Origin of the sequence: Embleya sp. NBC_00888 (genome assembly GCF_045207655.1) — a bacterium.
Taxonomy (GTDB): Bacteria; Actinomycetota; Actinomycetes; order Streptomycetales; family Streptomycetaceae; genus Embleya.
In genome coordinates this window covers 4,005,327-4,027,522 of record NZ_CP108785.1, presented here as the reverse complement: position 1 = coordinate 4,027,522, position 22,196 = coordinate 4,005,327, and the positions used below count along the sequence as shown (strand labels likewise).

Genomic DNA, 22,196 nt, shown 5'->3' with positions numbered 1-22,196 from the left:
GGCGGGGGAGCTCACGAATCCGAATATGTGAGCGTTTTGGGCTCTTTGTCACCGAGTCCTGGGCTTTCGCGTGGAAATCGTCCGGCTCGCCGATCATGCCCATGTCAGCACGGTTTGATAATTCGGAGCCTGTCCACAATGAGCGACGCCAACGTCACCGCCCACGACTCCGCCACGCCCGACCCGAACGACCCGCAGGCCCTCGCCGACCTGTTCAAGGGCGGCGGCGAACCGTGGCTTCCGCTGCTGAAGCCGGTCATCGAGGCGCAGCCGGACGCGGCCGCGTTCATCGGCCCGGGCCGCGGCCCCGAGGTCGTCCCCGTCCGTGAACTGACCTTCCAGGCGCTCAAGCCCAACCCGCCGCACAAGTGGAAAGTCGTCGTCTTCGGCCAGAATCCGTACCCGCGGCCGGAGAGCGCCACCGGCATCGCGATGTTCGACAACACCTTCCACGACTGGAAGGACAGTCAGTTCGGCAGGGTGGTCAGTATCCGCTGCATCATCAAGGCAGCGGCCATGTGGAAATACGGAATTCCCAAGAAGACCCCCATCGCCGATATACGCTCCCTTTTGGCGAAGCAGGACACCGTGCAGCCGCCGGAATGGTTCCAGGCGATGCTCACGCAGGGCGTACTGCTGTTGAACGCGGCACTCACCGCCAATAGCGACGGGGCAAGGGGTACCGACCGGCACACCGCATTCTGGCGTCCGGTGATCGAACGGATCGTGGAGGGAATCCTCGAAGCCAAGCAGAATGCCGACGAGGACCGCAGCGTCGTCTTCGCGTGGTGGGGGGCGCACGCGCGCAACCTGAAGAAGGTCGTGCTCCGGCTCGAGAAGAAATACCCCGGCGTCGAGGTACGGCATATCGACCACGCCAATCCCGCGGCGCAGGGCGACCTCTTCTGCGACGGCGACCACTTCGCCATGGTGAACGACGCCCTCGCGTCGCTGGGCGCCGACGAGATCGACTGGTTGCCGAGCCAGGGGTGGAACAAGCCCGCGGCGGGGACCGGCGGGGCGAGCGCCGACACGGCCGAGCGCATGGGCGCGTTCATCGCGTCCACCATGGAGTTGCACCAGCTCTACCTGGAACGGCTCGCCGGCGTCAAGGACGAGGGGCTCGACCTCCCGGCGATCACCGGCGTGTTCGACACCGCGCTGATGGACTTCCGCGACGCCGTCACCCCGGTCGCCGAACTGCTGGCCGGCCTGGACCGGCACGTCGAGCGGTCGCACGAGTTCGGCAAGCGGCGGGCGGACGAGGCGGACGGCGACCTGTCCGCCGACGCGATCGCGGCCCTGTACCTCTACACCTGCGAGTCCACGTTCTACCGGGAGATCAACGCCATTCTGCGCGCCCCGGACCGGGCGAAGGTCGTCCCGTACCTCCCGTATCTGCGGCTGTTGTTCTCGGCGGTGTCACGGCTTCCCGCTCGGACGGAGCCGCTGTGGCGCGGGGTGTCGCTGGACCTGCGTGCGCAGTACCCGCTGGGCCGGACCGTGACGTGGTGGGGTGTGTCCTCGTGCACGTCCGAGGTGGGCGTGGCACGGGCGTTCCTCGGCAGCCGCGGCAAGCGCACCCTCTTCGAGGTGCTCCCGGCCCGGGCCGTGGGCATCCGCCGCTTCTCCGCGTTCACCGACGAGGAGGAGTTCATCCTCCTGCCGGGCACGCAGCTCAAGGTGACGAGCGTCAAGGCCGAGCGCGGCGGCCTGTGCACCGTGCACCTGACCGAACTGGAGGAGCAGACCCTCGTGTCGTGATCCGACGCCGGTGCGATCCACCGCACCGGCGCTCACGCGGGAAACGGAACTCGCCGCGCCCGAGCCGGGCGCGGCGAGTTCCTGTCGTTCTCCCCCGGTCGAGCCCGCTTGGGCTCCAGTGGCTGTCGCACCACCCTCAGCAGCCGGGCGTCGTCGACTCGGGCTCCCCGCAGACGCCGGCGTCGTCGGAGACCGCCAGTTCGAGCAGGTGGAAGAGGCTGTCGCGTTGGGCGGGGGTCAGCGCGCCCAACACCTCCTCCTCGGCCGCCGCGAGGGCGAATTCGGCCCCGGCGAGCATGCGCAGCCCGGCGTCGGTGATGTGCACGGTGTGCCGCCGCCGGTCCTCGGGAGAACGTCGGCGCTCGGCGAGTCCGGCGGTCTCGAGTTCGTTGAGCAGCCCCACCACGTTCGCACGATCCAGCGTCAGCTTCGCCGAGAGCGCCTGCTGACTGCTGCCGTCGATGTGCCGCAGCACCGTCAGGGCGACCAAGTGCCGTGGGCGAAGCCCCAGTTCGGTCAGGACGGCCTCCGAATGCACGCGCATCCTGCGCGCGAGGTGGTCCAACAGGGCGCCGGAGCGGCGCACCGGCTGATTCACCACGGGCAAGGAGGCCATGCAAGGAGGGTACCCATGCCGCCGAAGATATGTATGCTGTGAATCGTTGGCGATGCACCAATCAATTATGGAAGGCAAACCGATGCCTCATTTGTTGCACATCGACTCCAGCATCCAGGGCGACCGCTCGATCAGTCGCCGGCTCACCGCGCGCGCCGCGGCCGCCTGGCAGGCCGCGCACCCCGACGGATCCGTCACCTACCGCGACCTCGGCGCCGATCCCCTTCCGCACGTGGACACGGCCTCCGCGTCGGCCGGAGCCGTTCCGGCGGACGAACGCACGTCGGCTCAGGCCGCCTCGTGGGAACTGGTCGAGCGGGTCGTGGGCGAGGTGCGGGAGGCGGACACGGTGCTGCTGGGCCTGCCGCTGTACAACTACGGCGCGCCCAGCAGCGTCAAGTCCTGGGTCGATCACCTCATCGCCCCCGGCCTGTCCCTGGACGCCGCGACGGGCGAACCGCTGCTGGCCGGACGGGAGTTCCTCGTCCTCGCCGCCCGCGGCGGCGGGTACGGTCCCGGGACCCCGCGCGAGGGATGGGCGCACGCCGAGCAGTGGCTCACGCACGGGGTCTCGCTGACCGGACTGGATCCGGTCTTCATCACCGCCGAGCTCACCCTGGCGCCGGTGCAACCGGCCATGGCCGAACTGATACCGCTGTTCGAGGAGAGCCTCGCCGAGGCCGAACAGGCCATCGACCGGCACTGGACCCGCGTGACCGTGGCGTAGCACGCCCGAGGCCGGGGTGGGAGGGCAGCGGCGGGATCCGGCACGGGTCGGCCGCGTGCGGGCGCCGGGTCGGCCCGACGGACGGCGGGATCCGTGCCCGGGCCGACCCGTGTCACCCGACCCGTGTCACGCGACCCGTGTCACGCGAAACTGGTCGATACCGGCTCCGCCGCGTACCGACGGTAGGCGTGTACCGCGACGGCGAGGTCCTCCCAGGCCATCCCCACACTCTTGAACAGGCGCGGCCGGTCGTCGGGAACGGCCGCCCGTCCGCGCACCAACTCCGCGAGGTTGACCGGCGCGAGCGCCCTGTCGAACGCCTGCTCACCGGTGGGGATGATCAGGTCCCCGGCCTCTTCGAGCGCGGCGGCACGAGCCTCGACGTACACGGCCGAGCGACGCACGAGCGCGGTGTCCACCTCGCGCGCGGTCGGTTCGTGGGATCCCACCGCCGCCACGGCGGCGTGGGCGGGGACCAGGTCGCCGTCGAACAGCGGGGTGCGGGCCGTGGTGGCGCACACCACGATGTCGGCGCCGGCCACCGCTTCCGGACCGCCGACGGCCGCCGCGACACCGAGCGAGCGGGCGTACTCGGCCAGTGCCCGAGCCGACGCGACGCGGCGGGCGACCACGGTGAGTCGGGTCAGGGGGCGGATGGCGAGCATGGCCCGCAGGTGTGCGTACGCCTGCGGGCCCGTGCCGAACAGCACCAGGTGCGACGCGTCGGGGACGGCGAGGCGACGCAGGGCGACGGCGGTGACGGCCGGGGTGCGGATCGCGGTGAGCGCGGCGCCGTCGAACAGTGCCAGCGGCTGGAGCGTGGGTCCGTCCAGGAGCAGATAGCTGCCGGTGATCCGGGGCAGGCCCCTGGCGGGGTTCCCGGCGGCCACTCCGGCGATCTTGACGCCCACATGGGTCGACAGGGCGGCGGGCATCAGCAGTAGTTCCCCGGCGGGAACGGCGATGCTCGAACGTGCCGGCACCCGCTCGGGATCCAGCCCCGCCGACAGGGTGTCCTCGATCGTCGTGACGGCCTCGATCGGCGTCGAGGCGAGCTCGATCGTGGGGAGTCGGTCCGTCGTCACAGCAGAAACCCGGTGCCGAGGCGATCGTCGGCTTCGAGCACGAAGCGGTGTTCGCCGGTGCGATGCGCCGTACCGGTCACCTCGGTGATCACGCCGGCGGGGTGTTCGCCGGCGATCCGGCCGGTGAAGACGGTGCCGATGACGGACTCGTGCCGCAGTTCCTCGTGCGGTCCGATCCGACCGCTGTCGGCCAGCAGCGCCAGTCGGGCGGAGGTGCCCGAACCGCACGGAGACCGGTCTATCTGGCCGTCCGCGAAGACGGTGACGTTGCGTTGACGGGGTCCCGTCGCGGTGTCCGGGAGTTCCTCGTACAGGATGACGCCGTAGACGCCGGACAGGCGCGGGTCGTCGGGATGCCGGGTGGCCGGTTCGTCGCCGAGAGCGGCGCGGATCTCCCGGCCGATCGCCGTGAGTTCGGGAAGTAGGGCCGGTTCGACGGCGAGCCCGAGAGCCGCCGCGGAGACGGAGGCGTAGCACGCCCCGGAGTGGGCGATGTCGACGTGCACGAGGCCGCGGGAGGTGGTGATCGGGATCTTTCTGGCGGCGACGCCGGTGGGGACGTTGCGGAAGGTCACCGCGGTGGTGCGACCGGCCCGGCGGTGCACGGTGGCGGTGACCCTGCCGGAGGGGACGTCGATGCGCACCCGTGCCGGACCGTCGGCGGGGGCCGCGACCAGTCCCGAGTCCACGGCCCACGCGCCGAGCGCGATGGTGCCGTGGCCGCAGGCGGTGGAGTAGCCGTCCTTGTGCCAGAAGAGCACCCCCAGGTGCGCCTCGTTGTCGTCCGCGGGCACGACGAACCCGCCGTACATGCCGCTGTGTCCGCGCGGTTCGCGGGTGAGCAGTCGGCGGATGTCGTCGAGCGGTCCCGGACGCGGGGCGGTGGCGGTGCCGCCCGCGCCGAGGGCGATCGCGCGGCGCTCGGCGACGGTGTCGCCCGCGATGGCGGGCAGTCCGCGCGAGACGATCCGGAAGGGTTCTCCCGCGGTGTGGTAGTCGACGGCGTCGATGGTCACAGGCTCGGCACTCACCAGGCAACTCCTCTATGAGATGTGACATGGTACTGAGCCTTGTCGACGCGCCGCAAGACGCCGGCGCCTCCCGCCCCTCCCCCGCGACGGCGGCACCGTCACGACCACCGGCATCCACCCGAAAACGGCGAATACCGCGACCGGGGCGGGCCGTTGTCCGATCTAACGCCGCGGCCCGGGCGGCCGGCTCTGCGAAACGTCCTTGACGAACACGATCCCGTCGATTCCGGCGAGGTGGGCCGGGTCGAGCGGGGCGTAGCCGAACCAGGTGGACGCGCGCGGGGTGGGCCGGCTTTCGCCCAGCGCGGTGGCGAGCCGGCGGGGGTCGACGACGCGGGTGTCGTGCGGGAGCGCGTACAGGAGCCCTTCGACGGTGTCCGGGGGCGGGGTGTGCACGCCCCGGTGCCCGATCGTGCCGAGGGCCGTGTGCACGAAGGCGTACCCCTCGCCGAGATGGGCGTTCACGATCGCGCCGGCACTCCACCACTCCAGCGGCAGGCCGTCCATCCGCGTCGTGCTCATCTCCCGCTGGAGATGGCCGTTGTGCGCGTGCACCAGTGCCGGGCCCCGCGCGGCGACGGCGAGAAGGTTGTCGGCCATCATCTGATCCCGCGCACCCAGCAGTTGCGTCAGGCGGCTCGGTGTGGGGTCGGCCATCCGGAAGTGGTAGCGCAGCAGGCCGGTGGCGGTACGCCCGTACAGACGCGCCCGGTCCCAGTCCTCGCGCGAGCCCGCCGCGATCAGCTCCGGCGTGCGAGCGTCCAGCAATGCCACCAAGTCGTCGACGAGCAGCCGCAGTTCCCCGGCCTCGGCCGACCGCCCCACGGACCGGGAGGGGTCCCTCATCGCGGCGGGCTCGGTCCAGCGCTCGTCCGCGCCGAGCAGGCGGTCGAGCGTTTGCGCCGCGTGGGGGAGCAGTTCCGCGGCCACCAGGGCGGCGAGGTAGTCGTGCAGCGCGGTGACGGCCTGTCGTGGGCTCGCCGCGCCGGTGATCTCCAACGGGCCGTCGACGCCGGCGAAGCGGAGCTGCTCGGACGCGGGCCGTCCGTCGTTGAACGCCCGCATCCAGCGCACGAGTTCGCGGTTGGCGGCGGACGCGCCGAAGCCGTGGCTGAAGCCGCGCTCCATCACCTCGTCGAGGGTGCCGGTGCCCGAGGTGACGTAGTCGTCCACGACCAGGCCCATCATGCAGTCGCTCTCGATCGCGATCGTCCGGTAGCCCTCCTGCTCGACGAGTTGTCGGAAGAGGTGGTTGCGGAGTTCGAGCAGGACGTCCTCGCCGTGGGTGGGCTCGCCCAGCGCGAGCAGCCGCGGCCGGACCGGGAGCAGCCTCATGACGGCGGCGGCCTCGACGGCGTGGGCGGTGTCCTCGACGGCGGCGGTCATACCTTGTCCAGTAGCCATGCCTTGAACGGTATCGTTGAACTTTCGGTTGAAACTTTTCCGCTGGAGTATCGAGAGAATGCGCCGAAGTGGTGGGCAGAACCCTCAAACCGGTGATCGGCTCAGGCCGATCGACCTGGCGCGCGGGCACGGTCTGTCCACCCAGGCCGTGCGGAACTACGAGGACGCCGGCATCCTTCCGGCCGCCGATCGCACGGCCCACGGATATCGCACCTACACGCCGCTGCACGCGCGTGCGCTGGGCGCGTTCCTGGCCCTGGTGCCCGGCCACGGCCACCGCACGGCGAGCGCGATCATGCGGGCCGTGAACGAGGGTGCGGTCGACGAGGCGTTGCGCCTCGTCGACGAGAGCCACGCTCGACTCCTCGAGGACCGGCAGACGCTCCAGGCCGTGCGGGGCGCCCTGCGCGACCTGGCGCCCGCACCGGCGTCCGCGCCCGACGCGGCGGTGTCCGGTGGGCGCGCCGGCACGTTCATCGGGCCGCTGGCGGGAAAGCTCGGGGTCCGGGCCGCGACGCTGCGCAAATGGGAGCGGGCCGGGTTGGTGCGTCCGCGCCGCGACCCGCTGACCGGGTACCGCGTCTACGACGAGGCCGACGTACGCGACGCCCGGCTGGCCCACCAACTCAGGCGGGGCGGGTATCTGTTGGAGCAGATCGCACCGTTGATCGCCCGGGTGCGGGCGGCGGGCGGTCCGGAACCGCTGGATGCCGCGCTCTGCGACTGGCGCGACCGGCTGTCCGCTCGCGGGCGGGCGCTGCTGGCCGGCGCCGCCGAACTGGAGGCGTACCTCCGCGCGCGCGGCTGACACTTCGGCCGCCGGGCGGGCGGGACACGCACCCGAAAGGCTTGGCGGTCCCCGACCGCGCGGCCCTCGAGGTCACCGCTCCGGCCCGGCTCACGGCGGATCCGGGCGAGCCGGCCTCGGCCTCGCCCCACGCGGCGGTGCCCGCGGTTCGCGGGCGGCGAGACGATCGGCGTCAGCCGAGGAAGAGCGGGAACCGCGCCGCCGACTCGCCCAGTTCGGCCTTCTCCGCGTCGGTAGGGGCACGCCGCCCGGTGCCGATCAACAGCGCGTCCCGGTCCGAGAACGACGCGGGGAACGCGGTGCCGGCGATCTGCTCCAGCATCTCGCGCGTCCGGGCGAGGCCCTCCGCCGGTGGCTGGGTCGCGTCCGGCAGATGCGCGATCAGGTCGAGGTGGTGCAGCGTGCACTCCAGGACGTACACGCACAGGTAGTCGCGCACGGTCAGGACCTGGTCGCGGGTACCGACCCGAAGGTCCGGGTCGGCGAGTTCGGCGGCGCGACCGGCGGCGGAGCCGACGTCGTCCAGGTGGAACTTGAGCAGCCCCGGCTCCTGGTACGCGGCGGCCAGCCGAACGGTCAGCGCGTCGAGCGGGTCGTCACCGGTCGGCGCCGCCTCGGCGACGTCCCAGTAGGTCACCGCGTCGCGGGTGGGTTCCGTCTCGGCGGGGGTCACCAGGGTGATCAGGACATCCTGGGCGTCGATGACCAGATGGCACACCAGGTCGCGCACGAGCCAGCCGGTACAGCCGGACGGCTTCGCGAAGTCCTCGTCGGAGAGATCGGCGACCGCCGCGCGCAACGCCGTCCACGAATGGGAGAAGAGGTCCACGTGGGCACGGTAGTGCGGTGCCGCACGGGCGGACAAACGCATTTGCGGCCGGCGGCTCGTGTCTCCGGACGGCCCGCCCGGCCACGGCGGCGCGGGGCGGACGGCACTCGAGAGGCCGCGTTCCGCGCCTTCGGTTCGGATGTGACGCGCGGCACAGGGAACGAGACCGCGGTTCACGGCCTCTTCCGGACGTCAACATCGTCGACATCCGTGGAGGCAACGGTGCGGTCCGGCACATTCACCACACGCCGAGTGTTCGGCAGACGCGCGACGGCATCGGTGCGGCGTCGCGGGGACGCGAAGGCATACCGCGATCGGCGTGACGCGCCGGCGGGCGAGGACTCCGCGCGGCCGGCCGCATCGTTCCGCCCCGATCGCCTTACCGCCGACATCAACGCACCCTCGACCCTCCTCGGCCTCAACGAACGCGACTGTCGTCTCCTGCTGCGCTGACGACCGTCGAACTCGCACACCACACCCGCCGTCCCACCGCCGGCGCCCGGCGTCGGCCGCGTCGAGATCTCCATCACGCAGCGCCGTACCAAACGCGCCGGACCGGTGGCTCCCGTGGCGTCCCGGCCGCCAAGCACCCGATCCGACGACACGACGAAAGTCGTCCCGTCCGGGGTGAGGCAAACCGCCGACCGAGCCCGGGGCACTCTCCCGACCGGGCGGCGGCCCGCCAAAATGGGGTCGAGCCCGAGCCGTCGTCGTCGGGGAGCCCGGGTCAGCTCAGCAACAGGGTCCGGTCCCACGTGGGGGGAACGTCGGTGGCGGCGGCCAGCAGGGCCAGGATGGTGCCCGCCGCGCCGTCGAGGAAGCCCGGTCCCGCGGCCGGCAGGGTGTCGCGCAGGCGCAGGAGGTGTTCGGTGAGGCCGCCCGCGGCCTCGACGAACGCGGGGTCGCCGGTGTCGTGGGCGAACCGCAGGGTGATCTGCAACAGGCCGGCGACACCGTGGCACAGGCCGGGCGTGTCGTCGACGAGCCGCGCCGACGCCGGGCGGCGGTACACGGCCTTCAGGGTCCGCGTCGCGAGTTCGCACAACGACGCGTCGCCCAGTGCGGACCCGGCCAGCCACAACGCCCGCGCGATGCCCGGGCTGCCGTAGCACCACGAGGCACGCGCGGCACGGGTGTTCGCGGGATTCGGGCGGGAGGATCCGGGCGTCCCCGGGGGTTCGGGTACGGCGACCATCGCCACCCAGTTGGGCCCCCACGCGTCGTCGGCCCGATGGTCGGTCAACCAGCGCGCCGCGGTCGTGACGACCTCGCGTTGGCCCTCGACCCGGACACCGGCCTCCAGGGCCAGTGCCAGCAGCGCGAGCGGGCCGGAAATGCCGTGCGACATACCGCAGTTGAGCGTGCCGTACGGGAACATCGCACGCACCTGCGGATCCTTCGCGGCCTCGACCGGCGTGTACCAGTACGGCGTTCCCTCCCGCTCGGCGCACAGCCCCACCAGGGCGGTCAGAATCGCGCGCAGCGCCGCGCCCGAGGCCGGGTCGGCCGCCGACTCCGGGTCCGAGTCCGCGGCGCGGCGCAGCAGGTAGGCGCCGGTTCCGGTCAGCCCCGAGATGACGTCGAACTCCCTTACCGGCAGCCCGGATCGGCGCGCGCCGAGCGCTCGGGCACGGGTGACCGCGTCCGCCACGACCCGGTCGTGTGGCGTCTCGCGGCCGTCGCCGTCGGGTTTTCGGTCCGCCGTCCAGGCCGCGAAGGCGGGTCCGGCGAGGCCGCCGAACAGGCCGGGTGCGCAGGCGCCGACCCGTTCCGCACCGGCGTTCGCCGCGGTCAGCCAGCCGTCGGCCGTGGCGCCCCAGCCCCGTCCGGGCAGGCACAGGTCGAGTTGCCGGTACGCCAAGGCGAGGCCCGTGCCGCCGCCGGCGAGGTCGTGTCGCACGGCGCGGGGAAGCTCGCGTGGCCGCCCGGCCAGGGCGACGACGTGGTCCAGCACGGCGGCCGACGTCGCGTCGGGCAACACCGCCCTCCATCGCGCGTCGCCCAAGGCGTTCCCTCCCACGACCCGGCCGGTGCCGTGCGGGCGGCGATGCCTCGCTCGCACCCGCCCCGCCCGCACGGCACCGCGTGCGTCGAACCGAGCGTCAGCCGTGGCAGCGCGGCGGTTCCGTACAGGTGTCCGTGCACTCGAAGCTGGTGTGCATCGTGTCGCAACACATCACCGGCTCCAGCAATTGCTCGTCCGTTTCCGGCAGTTCCTGCAGTTCCAGAACCAGAGTCTCCGTGGTTTCCATGGTCGGCGTCCTCCCTTCGGGGGTCCTCACGCGTGGTCGTTCGGCCGCGACGGCGATCGGCCGGCATCCACCAGCCACGAACGATCGCCGCCGAGTCTGAGGCGCAGCAGGAAGTCCAGGACGCCCGCCAGTCCGACGTTGTAGCTCGCGCAGACCTCCCGCATCGTGTCGTCGGGGACCAGCAGCCGGCCGTTTCGGCGCGTGGCCCGCACGAATAGGCAGTGCGCCATTTCGGCCGCCCGGACCCGATGCCGGTCCTCGCCCGTCGCGTCGGCCAGGTCCAGGAGCAGCTCGGCGTTTCCGGCGACCCCGTGGCAGGTGCCCGGGCCGAGCCGCCAGCGGTCGCGGTATGCCGCGAGCGCGGCCCGTTCGGCGTACTCGCGAAAGTACGGGTCGTGGGTGGCCCGCCACAGACGGACCAGGAACGTGCCCACCCCGGAGGTGCCGTTGCACCAGAGGTTCAGCCCGACGCCGTCGGTTCGGCGTGGCCCCTTCGGCCACCGGGCACTGTCGCCGCGGCGCTCGGCGACGGCGCACAGGAGATGTCCGCCGCCGACCGCCGTCTCGGTCCACTCGGGCCGCTTCAGGTCGCGTCCGGCGGCGAGCAGGAAGGCCGCGTTGCCGGCGACGCCGTGCCCGAAGCCGTACAGGACCGAGCCGCGCAGGTCGTCGGGGTGCTCGGGGCCCAGCGGCCAGTCGACGCCGGTTTCGGCGTTGCGGGTGATCCGGAGCAGTCCCTCTGCGCACCGGGTGACCCGGTCGGCGAAGCGTTCGTCGCCGCTCGCGTGCCACAGATGCAATTGCGCCATGCCGGCGCCGGCCAGTCCGTGGCAGATGTCGGGGTTGTTCCACTCCAGCGGGATGCGCAGTGCGTACTCGCTCGCCCGTCGGGCCAGTTGCCGGTCGCCCAGGGTGTGTGCCGCGTCGTACAGGGCCCAGGCGGTGCCGGAGCGACCGAAGTACAGGCCGGGCAGGACGCGGCCGGGCAGGGTCAGGCGTCGGTCGAGCCAGTGGGCGGCGGCGGCGAGCGCGGGCTCGGCCCTGGTGTATCCGTGGCGCACCGCCCGGTCGAGGACGGCCAGCACCCCTGCCGCGCCGACCTGCACGTTGCAGGCGTCCCCGTACGGGAGCGAGCGTGGGCGCGCCCACAGGTATTCGCCGGCCGGGTCGATCGTGTCGCCGAGGTGGGCCAGGCCGTCGTCGATCAGCCGGTCGAGGTCGGCGTCGGCCGCCGTGGGCCCCGCGCGTACCGGCCCCGCGGCGGGTTCGCGGTCGAGGAACGCCGCGGCCCTGGGCAGCGACCAGCGGGCCGGGCCGTCCGCGGTCAGCCCCAGCACCAGTGGGGCGAGCGCCCGCAGCGCGGGGAAGGCGGGCGCCGCGGCGTGCACGATCGCCGCGATCCGGTCGCCGGACGACCTGGCGGGCGCGGTGTCCGCGGCCTGCACCGGGTTGATGCCGGTGGTGACGTACAGGAGTGTGGCGCCCAGGCTGTACGCGTCGACGTCCGGGCCGGGCGCGGGCGGGGCGGTGTGCGCGTCCCGGCCGGGGCCGTTGAGGTATTCCGGTGCGGTGAATCCCTGGGTGCCGGCGACGTGCGCGGGCTCGTCGAGGCGGACCGTGCACTCCATGTCGACGAGTACGGGCGCGTCGCCGGGAGCCATCACCACGTTGCTCGGCTTGAAGTCGCGCACCACGAAGCCGGCGGCGTGCACCTCGCCGAGCAGTCGGACGAGTTCGCGGGCCAGGCGCCACGCGCGCGGCACCGGCAGGCGACCGTCCGTGTCGTTCAGCCGGTCCGCGGCCCACTGTTGCAGGCTCTTGCCGTCGATGAGGTCCTCGACGAGGAACACGTGGCCGGCGCTCTCGAACACCTCCCGTACGGCGGGCGTGACCCCGCGCGGCGCCAGGCGGGTGAGGATGTCCGCCTCGTAGCGCAGCCAGTCGCGGGCGTCGCGGCCGGCGAGATCGGCTCCGACGTGGGGGCGGGCCTCCTTGAGCAGGACGTCGTCGCCGGTGTGTTCGTCGAGCGCGCGGTAGACGCCGCCGCGGTTGGAGTGCCGGATCGCCTCCTTGACGAGGTAACGCCCGCCGATGCGCACGGGGTCGCCGCGCCGCCGGCCGGGGACGGCGGGGGCGGGCGGGTCGAAGGGCGGGCGGGCCCACGCGGGAGGCGAGAACCACGGGTCGCGCCGATCGGGTACGAGCGTCCCGTCGGGGGCTTCGAGGCGCCCTTCGTAGAAGCCCTCGTCGGTCAGCTCGCGAGGTCGGGCGAAGCAGCCGAAGCGGTAGTGGACCAGGCTGTCGGGTCGGTAGCGCCGGTCCGAGAGGATGGCCGGGCCGGGCAGTCCGAGTGTCACCGCGTGCAACTGCTCGGCCAGTACCCGCAGTTGGGCGTCGTCGGCCGGGTAGGCGGTGAGGAACTTCCCGGACTGGGCGCGGTTGGCCCGAACCGAGTTGATCTCGGCGGTGAATCGCGGCGTCACCGCGAATTTGAACGCGCATTCGTGCGCCACCAGGACCCGGGCCGCGTGCTCCAATACCGCGGGCGCCGACGCGGGGGTGGCCGAGATGTGCAACTTCCAACCCTGCGAACGGCGTTCATGACGGGGCGGGGTCACCATGCACCAGGATTCGCCGTCCCGGATCTGCCACGCGCCGGGCGGGCTCACCGCACTCAGGATCTCTTTCGTGATCGACTGATAGCTGCGTGTCACGGCACAAGAATGGCACCGGCGGGGTTGGTCCGGGAGTGCGGCCACCGGAAAGTCCGAAAACCGACGGTCCGGGGACGGGAACCGGGAACGCGAGCGACACCCCGGCCGGACCCGACCGGAGGCGATCGCGCTGCGGTCGGCTCCGATTCCCCTACCTCGGCAGAGGGAGGGGCCCTACCTCGACCGAGGCATCACCGTCGTCCGGGCGATCGGCGCAGGTCGTGTCGAGGCTGGTCGCGGGGCACGGGTGTGGACGGACTCGGCGCACTCGGCGTGCCGTTGCGCCTGTTCGCGGCAGGTGCTCGCGTATCGGGGTCGGGGACGACCCGGAGAATTGTTCCAGGGACGGGTCGGGGACATCTCCGATGGTGGCCCGGGGCGTGGACCGGCACGCTCGGGGCATGACAACCTCACCCGGCCCGGCCCCGAACCCCCTTGACGGACAAGGGAGTTCCACCGCATCGACGACATCGCCCGGGGGCGGCGCGCACGGCACTGCTTCCCCGCCGCCACTCCCCCAGTACTCCCTCGCCGCAGTGCTCACGGTCTGGGCCGCGGCCGTCGTCCCGATGGCACTGCTCGCCTGGGTGGTGACCCCGATGGTCGCCGGCGACGACGCCTCGAAGGGGCGGTTCGCCACGGTCCTGATCACCGCCCTGACCTGTGGCCTGGTCTGGCAGGGAATCCTCGTCCTGGGCCTGGTCGCCCGCGAACAGTCGAGCCTGCGTTGGTCGGTGCTGCGCGACGCGTTGTGGTTGCGGGCCCCTTCGGACGACCGGGGTCGGCGGGGAGGCGGACTGTGGTGGTGGGTGGCGGTGTTCGCGCTCGGCTTCCTGCTGGTGCAGTTCCTCCCCACCGGCCTGTCCGAGCCGTCCGACCGCAGCCTCGGCGCGTTCCTGGAATCGACCGAAGGACAGGACTACGTCAGCGGCGCGTGGGGGTGGCTGGCACTGGTCGCCGTGATGATGACGTTCAACAGCGTTCTGGGCGAGGAACTCCTCTTCCGTGGACTGCTGTTGCCGCGCATGCGCGGGGCCTTCGGCCGGCACGACTGGTGGGTGAACGGTCTGCTCACCGGCCTGTATCACGTGCACCAGCCGTGGTCCATGCCCGGCGCGGCGGTGGCCGGCGGCCTGTTCGCCTACCCGAGCAAACGATTTCGCAGCGCGTGGATGGGAATCGCGATCCACTCGATCCAGAACGTCGTCCTGATCGTGCTGATCCTCGCCCTGGTCGTGCGCTGAACCGGCCCTCGCCGTACCGGTGATCCCCGCGCGCACCGGACACACCGGTGTCGCGTCGGCAGTCCGGAACTCCCGGTGTCGCTTCGACGCTCACCGGACTTGCGGGTTGCTTCGACGGGCACCGGAGTCCGGGGTCACCTCGGTCCGGACTCCGGGGTCACCTCGGCGGCCCCGGACTCCCGGCGTAGTCGGCCGTCCCCCGCTCGGGGGACGTGTCACGGGTCCGCCGGGTGACGCCGCGAAGCCGCCCGCGCTGCGACGGTGAGGAGTCCCGATCCCGGCACCGGAGGTCATCGTGGCCGCTCCCGTCGACTCGCCCGCTCTCGACTCGCCCACTCTCGACACCGCCCCGTCCGATCCGAACGGGCGCCGCGCCGTGCGCGGGTCGCGGCGCCGACGGTGGTGGCGGCGGTGGCCCGTCTGGGCGCCGACCGCCGCGGCGGTCTCGGCCGGGGCGTACGCCGTCGTCGAAGCGGCATGGGCGGTCACCGACTCCGCGGTCCCGTGGAAGGCCCACTCCGCGTACCCGGGCGCGGTGCAACTCGGCCTGGGCGCACTGGCCTTGGTGGCAGGCGGGGCTGCTTGGGCCGGTCGCCGCGCGGTGGGCGCGCGGGTACGCCGAATCACCGGCGGCGTGCTGGTCGGCAGCATCCCCGTGGTGGGCTTCGGCATGGCGCCGCTGCCCGCGTACGTCGTCACGATCACCGCGGGCGCGGGCGTGGAGAGCGCCACCGGCCTGGCGCACGTCCTGCTCAGTACGGTCCTCACCACCGCCCTGCTCCTCACCGCCCTCGCGCACCGACGACGGTCGGCCGGCACCTGCCCCCGCTGCGGCCGAACCCACGCCGCCGCCGACCCCGACGTGTCGCTCGTGCATCCGGCGCCGTCGACCGCGTCCCGCCGGACCAGGAGAACCGCGTTCCTGCTGACCTGCGGCCTGCTTCCCTGGGTGATCGTGAAGACCGTCTGGACGCTGGGAGGCGACGCGCTCGGCATCACCGGGCAACGCTGGAAGGCATCGAACTCCGGCGAATCCCGGGCGGCGCGAGCGCTCGCCGCCGCGGGCATCGACGCGACCGTACTGGCCGCGGGGCTGGCCGTCTTCCTGATCGCGGGGCTGATGTACCCATGGGGGCAACGGTTTCCGCGCCGGATACCGTTCCTCGCCGGGCGCCGCGTCCCTCGCCTGTTGCCGCTGATCCCGGCGTTGCCGACCGCGTTCGGGCTCGCCCTGTACGGCGTGTTCCTGTCGGTGTACGCCCCGCTCGCCGCGCTCGGCGTCGTCCCCGCCCCCGATCCGGACCCGGCGCTGGGCGGCACCCGGTCCGGCACCCTGTGGTTGGTCGCGTTCGGCGCGTCGGCGTTCGGCGGCCTGGGCTTCGCCCTGCTGATCGCCGCCCGCTCCTACGCGACCCGCACACGCCCCGCGTGCGCGTCCCCCTCCGGGCAGCCGGAAGCGCCCCTGCCCACCGCGTGACGGGCGGCCCGCCGTACGTGTCGCGCCCGAAGAGAACGGGGAGGGCCCGGGGCCCACACGGACTTCCGGTCCGCTTCCGATGCGTTGCAGTGCGCCGCGGTGCGCCTCCGTACGCGCTGACAATATGGGCTCGTGAACGTAGAGAACCTCGGCGAGTTCGTCGTACGCCGCGCGCGGGAGTCGGACTCCGACGCACTGGTCGGAATCGACGCGGTCGCGCTCGAAGGCGACGTCGCGCGTCGGGCGAGCATCCGACGCTGGTGCCGGCAGGGCCTGGCGGTCGTGGCCGAGGACGGGTCCGGCGTGCTCGGCTACTGCGTCGTCGAGTACACGTTCTTCGAACAGGGCTTCGTCACCATGCTGATGGTCGCCCCGTCGGCACGCGAACGAGGCGTCGGGCATCGGTTGTTGGACGCCGTGGCGGCCTCGTGCACGACACCGAAGCTGTTCACCTCGACCAACGTCTCGAACCAGCCGATGCAGCGACTGCTCCAACGGGCCGGATGGGGACCGGTCGGCCTGGTCCACGGCCTCGACGAGGGTGACCCCGAATTGTTCTACCTCCACCGACCGCAGGCCAAGCAAGCGCACTCCTGACCCGCTACTTCCGGGCGCACCGTGCGAGTTCATCCGATGGACACATAGTGTGCTCGATCGAACTCGTATCGCGACACGCGTGTTTGCGTGTGCCGAACGGCGTGCGACGGACCACACTGGCACCCATGAAGGATCACGAGGGCTCGGCAGTCGTGGTCCTGCCGAGCGGACGGCGAATCGGTGTCCACGCGATCGTGGACGCGGACGAAGAGCGCCTGTACGACCCCGGACCGGACGCGACACCGATCGGCTGGAGCGCGACGCTGAGTCCCAGAAGCCCGGCGTCCCGCACAGACCTGCACGAGATCTATCGGGCCGGTCACGGAAGGTTGTGCCTCCCCTGTGGCACGCGCGAGAACTTCCTGGTGGTCGGCATTCGCATCGGGGCCGGTCAGGGGGATCGGGTCGACATCCAGGGCACGGGCGCGCCGCCGAGCGAGTGACGCCGCCGAGGAGGACCCACGATTCCGGCGTTCCGGCCCCTGCGGGCCCGTCCCGTTCCGCCCCCGCCGCCCCTACGTCTGGGCGGCGTGTCGGCCCGGAGCGCGGAAGTGGCGTCGCCGACGCCGCAGGCCCGATTCCGAACAGACGGTTGGATCGGTTCCCGGCCCGCCGAGCGACGGGTGCCGGTCCCGGCTCACGCGGCGACACGAGATGGCCCCAGTGGTACCGCAGGGGCCAACGGCCCGCCGATTCCGGACCTGGACCACCGCCTGACCCAGGAGCCGCGCCCGCCCCCGATTCCCCCGGCCGGGACGAGCGCCGGGCCCCCGAGCCCCGCGCGTACGGAGGAAGTCGCGACGCCGGTGCCCGTTCGCCGCACGGGCCTCAGCCGACCGCCTGCTTCACGAGTGCGGCGATCCGCGTCTCCACCTCGGCCGTCACCTCGACCAGCGCGAACCCGGCCGCCCACATCGGGCCTTCGTCCAGCTTCGCCAGGTCGCTGAACCCGAGCGTCGCGTAGCGCGCCTTGAACTTCTCCGCGCTCTGGAAGAAACAGACGACCTTGCCGTCCAGCGCGTAGGAGGGCATGCCGTACCAGAGCTTCGGCGCGAGCACCGGGGCGTTGGCTGTGATGACGGCGTGCACCCGCTCGGCCATGACCCGGTCCGAGTCCTGCATCTCGGCGATCTTCGCGAGTACGTCCCGCTCCGCCTCCGCCGCCTTGTCCGCGCGCGAACCGCGGCGCGCGGCTGCCTTCCCCTCCTTGGCATGCTCCTTCATCGCGGCCCGCTCCTCGGCTGAGAAGCCCTCGTACGTGCCGCCGTCGTCGTTGCCCATGACAGACCTCCCCCGTCGATGATCATGCTGTGAACGATCTTGAAATGGGACCTTATCCCGGCGCCAAGGCAGCGACCAGTACCCAACGCGCGGACGGATCCGGCGTCGCCGACTCTCCCGTTCCCGCGGAACGTCGACCGGGCATCGGCGCCGGCCGAAGGCCCGTCAGCGGTGTGGGCCGTGCCGGCCGAGGGTCCGCACGGGGGTCGTGGCCGGGCGGGTCCGTTGCGGTGGTCGGCGACCCGTCGGGCCCCGGCCGCCGACCGGGCTCGTCAACGCCGCGTCAGTCGGCCGGCCGAGGCGGTGTGTCGGGGAGTTCGCGGCGGACGCCGTCGAGAATCAGCCGCACGCCGTAGGCGAAGCGCTCGGCCGGGTCCGCATCGAACGCCGTCGTCAGCGCGGTGCGCACGTACTCGGAGTCCGGCCGCCCCACCACCAAGGCATCCTTGCGATCCTTCCAGATCCCGTCCGCGGACAACTGAGCCTGGGCCTGTTCCTCGATGGTGTGGCCCAGCACGTAGTGGCCGAGGCTGAGGGCCACCCACCCGGCCCGCTCGGCCGGGAAATCGGCCGCCTGAAGGATCCCGAAGACGGCGTCCTCGACCAACCGCGTATTGGGACCGGCCACGTACGTGCCGGCCACCACCCGGGCACCGTCGCGATGGGACAGCAGCGCGGCCCGCAATCGTCCGGCCAGGAAGGTCAGTTGCTCGTCCCACGGACCGGCCGGCAGGGGCGCGGCGACCGCTTCGAGCAGCCGGTCGGCCATCGCGTCCAGGAGCGCCTCCTTGCTCGGGAAGTGGCGGTACAACGCCGGCCCCCGGACGTTGAGCGCGGCCCCGAGCTTGCGAGTCGTCAGTCCGTCGAGTCCCTCGACATCCAGAAGCGCGATCGCTCCATCCACTACATCCGCCCGTCGCAACAAGCTCCGCACTCCCCTCTTCTCGATTTCCGCCCAGCCTAGTCGTTGCTGTTATCATCGATCACTGTTACCGTTGATAACATTAGGACAGGCTAACCTAATCAATGAAAGGGGCGAGATGATCAAACGCGAAGTCTCGGCAACACGGCGGCTGTTGCGGGCGCGGGTGGTGCGCCGCGAACGGCCCTCGGAGCACGTCGCAACGGTCACCATCGGTGGACCGGAACTCGCCGACTTCGACGCCATGGGCGCCGACCAGTGGGTACGACTGTTCTTCCGCCGCGAAGGTCAGACCCGGCTGCGGATGCCCACGTGGTCGGGCACCAGGGCACTGCTGCAGATGTTGACCATGGACACCGAGACGAAGCCCTGGGTCCGGAGCTACTCCGTACGTTCCTTCCGCGCCGCGGACCTGGAACTCGACATCGACATCGCCTTGCACGGTGGCGAGTCACCCGGCTCGCGCTTCGCCCTGAACGCTTCGCCGGGAGAGGAAGTGGCGATTCTCGACGAAGGGATCACCCATCTCCCACCGGCCGGCGCCCGCAGGCTGCTCGTCGCGGACGACAGCGCCGTTCCCGCCGCGCTGAGCATCATCGAATCCGCGCCGCCCGACCTGGAGGCCGTCGTGCTGCTCGAGGTCGCCGCCGCGGCCGACATACGCAAGATCCAGGCACCCGCGGGGGTGGATGTGCGCTGGATCCACGGGCGGGCGGCGCACGAGACGCCGGGACGACGGGCTCTGCGGGCCCTGGCGGACACCGACATCCCGCCGCCGCCCTTGTACGCCTGGATCGCAGGCGAAAGCGGGCTGGTCAAAGGGGCGCGCCGGCTGCTCGTCCGGGAACGCGGTGTCCCCCGGACGGCCATCACCTTCACCGGCTACTGGAAGGAAGGACGCTCGGCGGCGAGTTGAGAACCGCCGAGCCTCCCCACGAAAGAAGGATGGTCATGGAAACGACCGAACTCCGCTACCGGCGCCTGACGCCCGAAGACGTGCACGCATTGATCGGTAGCCCCAATCCGATGGCGAAAGCCAAGAAGCTGGATCGGATCGACTCGTACTTCCACCGTTTCATCGCGCACTCGCCGTTCGTTTCGCTGGCGACCGCCGATGCCACCGGACTCCCGGACTGCTCTCCGCGCGGGGATTACCCGGGGTTCGTGAAAGTCCTCGACGAGCGCACGCTGGCGTTGCCCGACCGCCCCGGCAACAAACTCGCGGACTCCTTTCACAATCTCGCCGAGAACGACGGCGTCGGGCTGCTGTTCCTGGTCCCCGGAGCCCGTGAGGTCCTGCGCGTCAACGGGCGCGCCTACCCCAGCGATGAGCCGGACGTTCTCGCGCGTATGCAAGTCGAGGGCAAATCCCCGTCGTTGGCCCTGATCGTCGAGGTGGTCGAAGCGTATTTCCACTGCGGCAGAGCGCTGATCCGCTCCCGGCTGTGGGAACCCGAGTCCCGCGCGCTCGCCGACGAGGTGCCCTCCGTCGGGGAGGCCGCCGTCGCGCAACTCGGGCTCGACGTGGAGGCCGCCGTCATCGACCGTGCCATGCAGGACAGCTACCACACCCTGTACTGAAGACTCGAGGAGGCTTGCAATCCATGCAGGAAGCGTTGGTCGAGCAGATCGAGTCGGTTGCTCTCCAAGTCGCCGTGGTCACCTTGCGGGGAACCGGCGGGCCGCTGCCCCCTGGGAACCCGGGGCCCACATCGATATCTCCCTCCCCAATTGGCTCACGAGGCAGTACTCGCTGTGCGGATCGCCGACCGACCGCGATCGCTACCGGATCGCGGTGCGGCACGATCCGCTGAGCCGAGGCGGCTCGGAGTACGTCAATCTGTTCCTTCGAGCCGGGCGCCGCGTGCGGATCTCCGAGCCCCGGAACAACTTTCCTCTCGACGGGGCGCGCAGATATCTCTTCATCGCCGGTGGCATCGGCATCACCGCGATCCTGCCGATGATGCGGGCCGTCGCCGATCGCGCGGCGGCGGACGCCACTCTCGTCTACGTCGGGCGCACGGAGGACGCGATGCCTTTCGTCGCGGAGATCCGTCGGACCTTCGCCGACCGCGCTCTGGTCATCGCCACCGAACGCGACGGCCGACCGGATCTCGCCGATCTCGCACGCCGACTCCCGGAGGACACCTCGGTCTATTGCTGCGGGCCCGTCGGCATGCTCGACGCCTGTAGCGCGCACTTTCCCGCGGACCGGCTTCACCTCGAACGCTTCCGCCGAGCCGAGAGGAGCTTCGCCCCCGACTCGCCGTTCGAGGTGGTCTGCGCACGCTCCGGGGACCGGGTCGCTGTCGCGTCCGGCGAGACGATGCTCGATGCCCTCAACCGCTCCGGCCACCCGATGGCATCCGGATGCCGCGAGGGATTGTGTGCCGCCTGCGACGTCGTCGTCTTGGAGGGAACCCCCGAACATCGTGACGACATCGGCGCACCTGCCGGTCACATGTACCCGTGCGTATCGCGTTCCCTGTCGGCTCGACTCGTCGTCGACCTTTGAGTTCGACGCCGCGAACGGCACGGTACGGGTGGCACGGTACGGGTGGGTGAGGCAGTGCCCGCGTGGGGTTCCTACCCGCTGTGCACGATCTGGATCAGGTTGCCGCAGGTGTCGTCGAAGACCGCGGTGGTGACCGGGCCCATCTTCAACGGCTCCTGGGTGAACTGCACGCCGAGTTCGCGCAGCCGGTGGAACTCCGCGTCCACGTCCGCCACGGCGAAGGACGCGGCCGGGATGCCGTCCTCGACCAGCGCCGTCTTGTACGGCTTCACCGCGGGATGGCCGTCCGGCTCCAGCAGCAGTTCGGTCCCGTCGGGATCCTCCGGCGAGACCACGGTCAGCCACCGGACCTCGCCCAGCGGGACCTCGGCCTTCTTCACGAAGCCCAGCACGTCCGTATAGAAGCGCAGGGCCTTCTCCTGGTCGTCGACGAAGACGCTGGACAGGTGAATCCTCATGGCGTGCTCCCGGGTGCGTCGGGCTTGAGCCAACGGGTCACGATGCGCAAATATCGACTTGCCTATCAAATCGAGGCGGGTGCAATCGGACCACGAGGGTTGTCGTGGTGTCGTAGGCTCCGGGACATGCACAGCAGCCTGACGGAGCACGCACGCTGCCTCTACGGCGACGAGTACCGGCCCACGCCGCCGTGCGACCTCGAACACCGCGAGTCCTACTTCGTCGAGGAGTTGACCTTCGCCGACCCGGATTCGATCCTCGCCATGCTGCGCGAGTTGTCCCCGCACCTGGTCGACGGCCGCCTGCCGGTCTGGATCCGCAACCTGTCCTACCGGCTCGTGCTCCTGCAACGCCCGGACGAGCCGGCGCTGATGCGCGAGGCCGCCGAGAACCTGTGGCTGCACGGACCGGACTGGGACCACATCGCCGCGGACCTGACCAGGGCGGCGGACGCTCTGGGCACGGGCTGAC

The 22,196-nt window shown here is 71.6% G+C and carries 22 protein-coding genes; 11 read left to right on the top strand and 11 right to left on the bottom strand.

The window, feature by feature from the left end:
• Window positions 1-138 precede the first annotated feature (138 nt).
• Window positions 139-1,764 (top strand): ADP-ribosyltransferase domain-containing protein, encoded by a 1,626-nt coding sequence (locus OG948_RS51770; protein ID WP_331772035.1) that lies wholly within the window; start codon window positions 139-141, stop codon window positions 1,762-1,764.
• A gap of 136 nt (window positions 1,765-1,900) precedes the next feature.
• Here the strand turns inward: OG948_RS51770 and OG948_RS51765 are convergent, their stop codons facing one another.
• Window positions 1,901-2,380 (bottom strand): MarR family winged helix-turn-helix transcriptional regulator, encoded by a 480-nt coding sequence (locus OG948_RS51765; RefSeq protein WP_331772034.1) that lies wholly within the window; start codon window positions 2,378-2,380, stop codon window positions 1,901-1,903.
• A gap of 82 nt (window positions 2,381-2,462) precedes the next feature.
• Here OG948_RS51765 and OG948_RS51760 point away from each other — a divergent pair, with 82 nt between their 5' ends.
• Window positions 2,463-3,107, top strand: coding sequence for an NAD(P)H-dependent oxidoreductase (locus tag OG948_RS51760; protein WP_331772033.1), 645 nt, complete (start codon window positions 2,463-2,465; stop codon window positions 3,105-3,107).
• Window positions 3,108-3,247: 140 nt separating this feature from the next.
• On the opposite strand, the gene OG948_RS51755 is transcribed toward OG948_RS51760, so the two are convergent.
• From OG948_RS51755 to OG948_RS51745, 3 genes are all read right to left on the bottom strand, one after another.
• Complete coding sequence (locus OG948_RS51755) at window positions 3,248-4,192, bottom strand: ornithine cyclodeaminase family protein (protein WP_331772032.1); 945 nt, start codon at window positions 4,190-4,192, stop codon at window positions 3,248-3,250.
• The gene (locus OG948_RS51750) at window positions 4,189-5,223 is read right to left on the bottom strand and encodes a proline racemase family protein (RefSeq protein ID WP_331772031.1); all 1,035 of its coding nucleotides are present in this window, start codon (window positions 5,221-5,223) and stop codon (window positions 4,189-4,191) included. The genes OG948_RS51755 and OG948_RS51750 overlap by 4 nt, the downstream gene beginning before the upstream one ends.
• 162 nt (window positions 5,224-5,385) lie before the next feature.
• The gene (locus OG948_RS51745) at window positions 5,386-6,627 is read right to left on the bottom strand and encodes an erythromycin esterase family protein (protein ID WP_406300714.1); all 1,242 of its coding nucleotides are present in this window, start codon (window positions 6,625-6,627) and stop codon (window positions 5,386-5,388) included.
• A gap of 58 nt (window positions 6,628-6,685) precedes the next feature.
• Here OG948_RS51745 and OG948_RS51740 point away from each other — a divergent pair, with 58 nt between their 5' ends.
• On the top strand, window positions 6,686-7,435 hold the full coding sequence (locus tag OG948_RS51740; RefSeq protein ID WP_331772030.1) for a TioE family transcriptional regulator: 750 nt from the start codon (window positions 6,686-6,688) through the stop codon (window positions 7,433-7,435).
• A 172-nt stretch (window positions 7,436-7,607) separates the two neighbouring features.
• Here the strand turns inward: OG948_RS51740 and OG948_RS51735 are convergent, their stop codons facing one another.
• The 4 genes from OG948_RS51735 to lanL form a co-directional block, all read right to left on the bottom strand.
• The gene (locus OG948_RS51735) at window positions 7,608-8,264 is read right to left on the bottom strand and encodes a maleylpyruvate isomerase N-terminal domain-containing protein (RefSeq protein WP_331772029.1); all 657 of its coding nucleotides are present in this window, start codon (window positions 8,262-8,264) and stop codon (window positions 7,608-7,610) included.
• 727 nt (window positions 8,265-8,991) lie between these two features.
• Window positions 8,992-10,242 carry a lanthionine synthetase C family protein gene (locus OG948_RS51730; protein WP_331772028.1) on the bottom strand — a complete coding sequence of 417 codons (1,251 nt, stop codon included), beginning with the start codon at window positions 10,240-10,242 and terminating at the stop codon, window positions 8,992-8,994.
• A 124-nt stretch (window positions 10,243-10,366) separates the two neighbouring features.
• Window positions 10,367-10,516 carry a hypothetical protein gene (locus tag OG948_RS51725; RefSeq protein ID WP_331772027.1) on the bottom strand — a complete coding sequence of 50 codons (150 nt, stop codon included), beginning with the start codon at window positions 10,514-10,516 and terminating at the stop codon, window positions 10,367-10,369.
• A gap of 26 nt (window positions 10,517-10,542) precedes the next feature.
• Window positions 10,543-13,230 carry a class IV lanthionine synthetase LanL gene (gene lanL / locus OG948_RS51720; protein ID WP_331772026.1) on the bottom strand — a complete coding sequence of 896 codons (2,688 nt, stop codon included), beginning with the start codon at window positions 13,228-13,230 and terminating at the stop codon, window positions 10,543-10,545.
• 401 nt (window positions 13,231-13,631) lie between these two features.
• On the opposite strand from lanL, the gene OG948_RS51715 reads away from it, so the two are divergent.
• The 4 genes from OG948_RS51715 (at window position 13,632) to OG948_RS51700 (ending at window position 16,991) form a co-directional block, all read left to right on the top strand.
• Window positions 13,632-14,474, top strand: coding sequence for a CPBP family intramembrane glutamic endopeptidase (locus OG948_RS51715; RefSeq protein ID WP_331772025.1), 843 nt, complete (start codon window positions 13,632-13,634; stop codon window positions 14,472-14,474).
• Between the two features lie 295 nt (window positions 14,475-14,769).
• Complete coding sequence (locus OG948_RS51710) at window positions 14,770-15,951, top strand: hypothetical protein (protein ID WP_331772024.1); 1,182 nt, start codon at window positions 14,770-14,772, stop codon at window positions 15,949-15,951.
• 132 nt (window positions 15,952-16,083) lie between these two features.
• On the top strand, window positions 16,084-16,548 hold the full coding sequence (locus OG948_RS51705; RefSeq protein WP_331772023.1) for a GNAT family N-acetyltransferase: 465 nt from the start codon (window positions 16,084-16,086) through the stop codon (window positions 16,546-16,548).
• A gap of 125 nt (window positions 16,549-16,673) precedes the next feature.
• Entirely contained in the window at window positions 16,674-16,991 is a 318-nt protein-coding gene (locus OG948_RS51700) for a hypothetical protein (protein ID WP_331772022.1), read from the top strand.
• Between the two features lie 385 nt (window positions 16,992-17,376).
• Here OG948_RS51700 and OG948_RS51695 read toward each other — a convergent pair whose 3' ends face one another.
• Window positions 17,377-17,829 (bottom strand): DUF1801 domain-containing protein, encoded by a 453-nt coding sequence (locus OG948_RS51695; protein WP_331772021.1) that lies wholly within the window; start codon window positions 17,827-17,829, stop codon window positions 17,377-17,379.
• A 283-nt stretch (window positions 17,830-18,112) separates the two neighbouring features.
• Entirely contained in the window at window positions 18,113-18,733 is a 621-nt protein-coding gene (locus OG948_RS51690; protein WP_331772020.1) for a TetR/AcrR family transcriptional regulator C-terminal domain-containing protein, read from the bottom strand.
• A gap of 136 nt (window positions 18,734-18,869) precedes the next feature.
• Between OG948_RS51690 and OG948_RS51685 the strand changes: the two genes are divergently transcribed.
• From OG948_RS51685 to OG948_RS51675, 3 genes are all read left to right on the top strand, one after another.
• A complete protein-coding gene (locus OG948_RS51685) occupies window positions 18,870-19,667 on the top strand; it encodes a siderophore-interacting protein (RefSeq protein WP_331772019.1) in 798 nt (265 codons plus the stop codon).
• A 35-nt stretch (window positions 19,668-19,702) separates the two neighbouring features.
• Window positions 19,703-20,332: an MSMEG_1061 family FMN-dependent PPOX-type flavoprotein gene (locus OG948_RS51680; RefSeq protein WP_331772018.1), complete on the top strand. Its 630-nt coding sequence runs from the start codon at window positions 19,703-19,705 to the stop codon at window positions 20,330-20,332.
• A gap of 214 nt (window positions 20,333-20,546) precedes the next feature.
• The gene (locus OG948_RS51675) at window positions 20,547-21,266 is read left to right on the top strand and encodes a PDR/VanB family oxidoreductase (protein ID WP_331772017.1); all 720 of its coding nucleotides are present in this window, start codon (window positions 20,547-20,549) and stop codon (window positions 21,264-21,266) included.
• Between the two features lie 71 nt (window positions 21,267-21,337).
• Here OG948_RS51675 and OG948_RS51670 read toward each other — a convergent pair whose 3' ends face one another.
• The gene (locus tag OG948_RS51670) at window positions 21,338-21,724 is read right to left on the bottom strand and encodes a VOC family protein (protein WP_331772016.1); all 387 of its coding nucleotides are present in this window, start codon (window positions 21,722-21,724) and stop codon (window positions 21,338-21,340) included.
• 126 nt (window positions 21,725-21,850) lie between these two features.
• Between OG948_RS51670 and OG948_RS51665 the strand changes: the two genes are divergently transcribed.
• Window positions 21,851-22,195: a hypothetical protein gene (locus OG948_RS51665; RefSeq protein WP_331772015.1), complete on the top strand. Its 345-nt coding sequence runs from the start codon at window positions 21,851-21,853 to the stop codon at window positions 22,193-22,195.
• Window position 22,196 lies beyond the last annotated feature (1 nt).